At 63.8% G+C, this 5,870-nt stretch carries 6 protein-coding genes; all 6 read right to left on the reverse strand.

Annotated elements, in window-relative coordinates; translation table 11 throughout:
- Positions 1–951: 951 nt before the first annotated feature.
- The 6 genes from GSQ95_RS10085 to GSQ95_RS10110 all read right to left on the reverse strand — a co-directional run bounded on the left by GSQ95_RS10085 (position 952) and on the right by GSQ95_RS10110 (position 5,780).
- Positions 952–1,125 carry a hypothetical protein gene (locus tag GSQ95_RS10085; RefSeq protein ID WP_158896636.1) on the reverse strand — a complete coding sequence of 58 codons (174 nt, stop codon included), beginning with the start codon at positions 1,123–1,125 and terminating at the stop codon, positions 952–954.
- 326 nt (positions 1,126–1,451) lie between these two features.
- On the reverse strand, positions 1,452–2,033 hold the full coding sequence (locus tag GSQ95_RS10090) for a hypothetical protein (protein WP_158896637.1): 582 nt from the start codon (positions 2,031–2,033) through the stop codon (positions 1,452–1,454).
- Between the two features lie 295 nt (positions 2,034–2,328).
- Entirely contained in the window at positions 2,329–2,565 is a 237-nt protein-coding gene (locus GSQ95_RS10095) for a hypothetical protein (RefSeq protein WP_252977112.1), read from the reverse strand.
- Positions 2,566–2,704: 139 nt separating this feature from the next.
- Positions 2,705–3,610 (reverse strand): GTP cyclohydrolase FolE2, encoded by a 906-nt coding sequence (folE2, locus tag GSQ95_RS10100; RefSeq protein WP_158896639.1) that lies wholly within the window; start codon positions 3,608–3,610, stop codon positions 2,705–2,707.
- A 14-nt stretch (positions 3,611–3,624) separates the two neighbouring features.
- On the reverse strand, positions 3,625–4,854 hold the full coding sequence (gene zigA / locus GSQ95_RS10105) for a zinc metallochaperone GTPase ZigA (RefSeq protein WP_158896640.1): 1,230 nt from the start codon (positions 4,852–4,854) through the stop codon (positions 3,625–3,627).
- Positions 4,855–5,045: 191 nt separating this feature from the next.
- Positions 5,046–5,780, reverse strand: coding sequence for an SDR family NAD(P)-dependent oxidoreductase (locus tag GSQ95_RS10110; protein WP_158896641.1), 735 nt, complete (start codon positions 5,778–5,780; stop codon positions 5,046–5,048).
- Positions 5,781–5,870 lie beyond the last annotated feature (90 nt).

Consider the following 5,870-nt stretch of genomic DNA (forward strand, 5'->3'; position numbering starts at 1 on the left):
GGCTTTTTGCTGTCTGCAGGGTCGGATTTCAAGGCCCGCTGGGTAGGTAACAGAGGAAGAGTTCCGAAACCCTTTCGAGACAGCTCCAATGCCTGACCTTCTATGGCACTCGATCCCAATGAAGCTGACCATTTCGGTTAACCCTGTAGCTACCCGGGAGCGAGAGCTGAGCTGAGTAGGGGCGAGGGGAGCTGCCCTTTTGAGATGAGCAGGCAGGACGGTCGATGTCAGGACCTGCAAGTCTTCGACGACCGATCAGTCGCCCGCTGAGGCTACCGGTACCAATCGTGCGTGATCATCAGGTGGCAGACATGGCCACCACAAAGATGGTTGCCAGCCCGATGCACATGGCGCCCAGGGTGAGCGCCAGCAGGCCCTGATCGCTGGCTAACGACCCTGGACGAATGAGTGCGGATTTCAGCGAGACGCTATTTATCCGACCGTGGGGCCTGGACTCGAAGAGCGTCACTGTCCTTGTTAACTGATAGCGCAACTGAAATATCCTTTTCAGTTTCGGTGCCGGACTGCGGAGTCCAGCTATTGGCTACGATTGTGGCTTCCGCGAAGCTCAACAGCAAGACAATTGCTGATATGCAGGTTCCTATGGCAATCGCGTTGATCACCTTCTGTTCTTTTACAGGCGCATTCATCTTGATTGCCTAGTACGGGTCCACTTCGAGTGAGGAAGTCTGACAACCGAAAGCGGTAGAAGTGCGGGCGCTCAACGAGCATTGAAAGGCAGCCGTTGCACTCGCTACCGCGGGAGGCGTCACCCGTCAGTTGGATGCCGCAGTCCGCAACCTCCCGGTCGGACCGTCGCTGTGAGTGGCACGCCGCCAGATCACCCTTGATATCGCCGTTTTACTTTCTGCGGGGCGCTTGACTAGGGCCGCTTCCGAATTCGGTTCGGCAGTCGAGACCTGCTTCTGACCTGTGAGACTGCCAAGACCTTCACTGATATTTCCGCCACTCGCGATATTTCTCGCCGATGATCTGGTTCAGCGCCTTGGGCTGCTGGCACTCGACGCCAGCCAGGGGGTTCGGCTCGCAGAGGGTGCTTTTGTTGGAGTAATGGCTGCAGCCCAGGAGCACTACGGTCATTCCCACTAGGGTCAGGTATTTCACGGGGTCTCCACGATTCTGAAGTGCCGGAAGCTGGCGGTCATTTTCGAACTCTGTGCCTGACAAGGGCTGGTGGGCTGCAGCTAGGGGTCAGGCCGTGGATACTGATCTCGCTCGAGATCCTGTCTGGCCACCCTGTACCCCGGTTTCCTGCTCCGACGCGCCTTCGCCACTGAATTCCTGCAGCTTAGCTGAAATACTTCACGCTCCTTGGCGCTCATTATCCATAGCTATGCGCTGCGATCTGCTGTGGATTCTGCTCCAGCACCTGTTGACATTAAAAAGCCCGCGCGAGGCGGGCTTTTTCCATGGCAAGGTGCAGCGTCCAGTCAGGGCGTGTTGCCCTTGGCCAGGGCGCCAGCGATGGCGGGTGCGTCGATGGCATTGGTCAGGACCTGGGTCCCCGAGAGGAGGACGTTGTTGGTCGGGCCGCTGCCTTTGATCTCGTCGCTGGCAAGAAGCTTGCCCTGGTCGTCGAGGACCTGGGTGATAACGTCATAGTCGAAGCGGACGCGCATGTAGGCGTCGGATTTCCACTCGCGCAGTTTTAGCACCAGCAGCTTCTGGCCCTGGGGGGCGCGGTCGCTGACCTGGCTGGGCAGGGCGGTGATGGCGGAGCGGGCCAGGGCCTTTTGCACGGCGTCCTGCAGATCGGCGGAAAGGGGGCTGCCACTGTAGGTGCGAACGCTCCAGGGGTTGTAGTAGAGGCCGCGGATGTTGCCGACATAGGTGGCGTCCTTGTTCCGGGCGACTACATAGGGGCGCTCGTCGAGTACCGCGACGGCGACCGGCTTGTCGGCCTTGACGCTGAGTTGCGGGGCGGTCTGGCGATAGTCGATCTTCTGGCCGATGGCGCAACCGGCCAGTTGCAGCGCAGCGAAGGTGATGAACAAGAGCTGAGACGGTTTCATGCGAAACTCCTTTTTCGAGAGGCGCGCAGTCTAAGCCATCAGGCCCGTCATGCCAAAATAATGTGACTTGATTCACGGGATGGCTGGAGCGACCGCGAGCCGGTTTCTGGGCTATGCAGCCGAGTGGATGCGCCTGGCGCGCGCAGCCGTTGAGTATCCAGGCCAGGGGGATTGCCTATTGTGCGCGGTCGCTGTCTTTCAGTGGTCGGGATTCGGGCGACCTGTCGGTGCTGCAAGGGAACGAACAGCCTTCGAGGACAAGCCAATCCTTTGGCTCTGCCCCGACCCGGGCGGGCTACAGCGTCTTCTTGTATTCCTTGTCCGCCTTCTTGTCTTCGCGGTGGCGTTCCTTGTCCAGGTGGGTATCGGTGCGGTCGGCTTCGTCGGCGGCATGGGCCGCGCCCTTGTCGACCTCCTTGCGGTCATGGCGGGCGTCCTTGCTCACGTCACGACCGTCCTGGCGGACGCTCTTTTCCGCTGGGCTTTCGGCCAGTGCGACGCCTGTGCCGAGGACACTCAGCAGAACGGTCATGGTTGCTGCGGTAAGGCGTGATTTCATCAAGAAGCGCTCCTGGGTCGAGATAACGAGAGTGGTCGCCCATGGCGACTGCTTCCTTGCAGTAAAGCGGTAAAGCGGCCGTTTTGAAAGGAAAGCTGGAGAGAGGCTCTGGTCAAGCGGGCGAGCTGGAGGCCCAGGCGGACGCATCGTGCGGATGCAGACTCTCCAGATGGCGCACCTGGATGCTCACGTCCTGATGGCTGTCACGCAGGGCGACCAGCAGGCGGCGGGCGGCGTCCTCGACGAACATCAGGTTGCTGCCATTGAGCGCGGCGAATGCCTGTTCGTCGGCGCGCTTGACGGCGGTCTGCACCGGCGTGCCCAAGGCCTGCTCGCACTGGTCGATCAGGGGCAGCAGGCCGAAGTCGGCCGCAGCTGCGGGCAGGCTGATCCGTACCCGGGCCAGGCTGCGCTGGCTATGCGGGGTGGCCAGGGAGGCGTGACGTCCCAGCCAGTGGGCGACGGTGGCTGCATCGAGCTGCGTGGCGGCCCCGTGCTCGGCGAGAAAGGCTCGTACGATCAGTTGCCGGGACAGGGCGGCGGAGCAGGGGCAGGTGGAGGCGTAAAGGATCTCGATGCGCGCGCTGAGCTGGAAGACGCCGGCCACCCAGCTGGCTTCCAGGCGTACGGGATAGCGTTTCCAGCCGCTCAGCCCGGTGGTCATCAACGCAGGACGGCGAATCAGCAGGGCGAAGTCCAGCCGCAGGCGGGCGGCGCGGGAGTCGCAGCTGCGATGGCTGGCGACCATGTCGCTCAGCAGCAGACGCAGGCGCTCGGGCGTCAGGAGGGCTTCTCCGCTCAGGCGATCCAGCAGCTGATAGAGCCGGGACATATGGATGCCCTTGGCGGTGGCCATGGGCAGGTCGACCTGGACGTCGGCGCTGGCGGGCAGCAGGCCGCCGAGTTCGTCCTGCCCGAGGCGGATCGGCAGGTCGATGCCCTGCATGCCGACCCAGTCGAGGGCGGCGGGCAGGGTGGCGGTCTCGCTGAGGGAGACGTCGGGCAGGATGGCATTCATGGGCAGGGCTCGACTTAGTGGGGATCGGCGGCCTGGGGCCAGTCGCTGAAGGGGTTGTGCAGGTGCGTCCAGTCCGAGGGACCGCCGGCGAGTTCGCTGTCGGTCAGCAGGCAGGCGTCCAGCTGGGCGCGCAGGGAGGGTTCGTCCATGTCCATGCCGATGAGTACCAGTTCCTGGCGGGCATCGCCGACGCCCTCGTGCCATTTCTCCTTGATCAGGGCGACGGTTTCTTCATCCTCTGGCCACTGTTCGGGGGGGACCGCGGCCCACCAGCGCCCAGCCACGCCATGGCGAGCCACGGCGCCGGCCTGGGACCAGGTGCCGGCATGGGCGGGATGGCTGGCCAGCCAGAAGTAGCCCTTGGAACGGATCACGCCGGGCCATTCCTGCTCGACCAGGGCGAAGAAGCGTTCGGGGTGGAAAGGCCGGCGCGCCTGATAGACGAAGCTTGAGATGCCGTATTCCTCGGTCTCGGGGGTGTGTTCGCCGCGCAGCTCCTGCAGCCAGCCCGGCGCCTGGGCAGCTTTATCGAAGTCGAACAGGCCGGTCTGCAGCACCCGCTCCAGGGGCACGGCGCCAAAGCTCGTCAGTTCCAGCCGCGCGCGGGGATTGAGGCTGCGCAGGATGGCCAGCAGGCGATCACGTTCCGCCGGCTCGACCAGATCCAGCTTGTTCACCACCAGGACGTCGCAGAATTCGATCTGCTCGATCAGCAGGTCGACCACGGTGCGTTCGTCTTCCTCGCCCAGGGACTCACCGCGGGACTCCAGGAGGTCGCTGGAGGCATAGTCGCGCAGAAAATTGAAGGCATCCACCACGGTGACCAGGGTGTCGAGCTGGGCGACATCGCCAAGGCAGCGACCGTCTTCACCGGCAAAGGTGAAGGTCTCGGCCACCGGCAGGGGTTCGGAGATCCCGGTGGATTCGATGACCAACTGATCGAAGCGGCCGTCGCGGGCGAGGCGTTCGACCTCCAGCAGCAGGTCTTCGCGCAGGGTGCAGCAGATGCAGCCGTTGCTCATCTCCACCAGCTTCTCCTCGGTGCGCGACAGCTCTGCGCCGCCGTCGCGGACCAGGGCCGCGTCGATGTTGACCTCGGACATGTCGTTGACGATGACCGCCACCCGCCGGCCTTCGCGGTTGTTGAGGATGTGGTTGAGCAGGGTGGTCTTGCCGGCGCCGAGAAAGCCGGACAGCACGGTGACAGGGAGTTTCTTGCTGGGGAGGGTGGCTTGGGTGGTCATGGTCGTCACGGGTAGGGGAGGTCGCAGGGCGGGGCATCCCTGGACTAGGGTGATTGGATTGTTTTGCATGTTATAACATAACATTAAAGGAGGGTTAAGGACAGCTGCTGTCTTGCCCGGCGTCCTCTTTCGCTAACCGATAGGGCGGCGTGCCACGAATCCAGGTGGGCTGCCCTGAGCGACAGCGCTACCTAGACGTGCTGACCGCCGTTGATATGGATCTCGGCGCCGTTGATGTAGCAGGAGCGTTCGATGCAGAGAAAGTAGATGGTCTCGGCCACTTCGTCGGGGGTGCCCAGGCGCTTGAGTGGGACCTCGGTTTCCACCAGGCCGTCAGTACCGGGCGAGAGGATGGAGGTGGCGATCTCGCCCGGTGCTATGGCGTTGGCGCGGATGCCACGGGGGCCGAACTCATGGGCCAGTTCGCGGGTGAGGGCGGCCAGGCGCGCCTTGGAGGCGGCATAGGCCACGCCAGCGAAGGGATGCACCCGGGAGCCGGCGATGGAGGTGACGTTGACGATGCTGCCTTGCGCCGCTTCCAGCTCGGGTAGCAGGGCGCGAGCCAGCAGGGCGGTGGAGACCAGGTTGACGTTGAGTACCTGGGTCCAGGTTTCGGCATCCGAAGCCAGCACGCCGAGGCGACTGCCGTCGGTTCCCTTGGGCGAGATCCCCGCGTTGTTGACCAGCGCGTGCAGCTTGCCACTCGGCAGGCGCTCGCGGACGGTGGCGACCAGGCGATCGATCTGGGAGAGGTCGGCGAGATCGGCCTGGATGTGCGCGTCGCGGGCTTCCGGCCAGCCGCATTCCTCGGAGAACGGCTGGCGGGAGACGGTGAGCAGACGCCAGCCCAGATTGCGGAACAGCTTGACGGTGGCGTGACCGATTCCGCGACTGGCGCCGGTGAGCAGCATGGTGCGCTGGGTCATGGGCAACCCCGGCAGGCAGCGGGGCGGGCGAGGGGCGACAGGACGGGCATGGTCGGTGACTCCGGTGTCTGGCAGGCCGGTTCACTATGC

Origin of the sequence: Pseudomonas sp. BAV 4579, from assembly GCF_009765395.1 — a bacterium.
Lineage (GTDB): Bacteria > Pseudomonadota > Gammaproteobacteria > Pseudomonadales > Pseudomonadaceae > Chryseomonas > Chryseomonas aestiva.

Coding starts and splice junctions, on each gene's coding strand:
- GSQ95_RS10110 (WP_158896641.1), bottom strand. CDS start 5,780: ATGACCCAGCGCACCATGCTGCTCACCGGCGCCAGTCGCGGAATCGGT.
- GSQ95_RS10090 (WP_158896637.1), bottom strand. CDS start 2,033: ATGAAACCGTCTCAGCTCTTGTTCATCACCTTCGCTGCGCTGCAACTG.
- folE2 (WP_158896639.1), bottom strand. CDS start 3,610: ATGAATGCCATCCTGCCCGACGTCTCCCTCAGCGAGACCGCCACCCTG.
- GSQ95_RS10095 (WP_252977112.1), bottom strand. CDS start 2,565: ATGACCGTTCTGCTGAGTGTCCTCGGCACAGGCGTCGCACTGGCCGAA.
- zigA (WP_158896640.1), bottom strand. CDS start 4,854: ATGACCACCCAAGCCACCCTCCCCAGCAAGAAACTCCCTGTCACCGTG.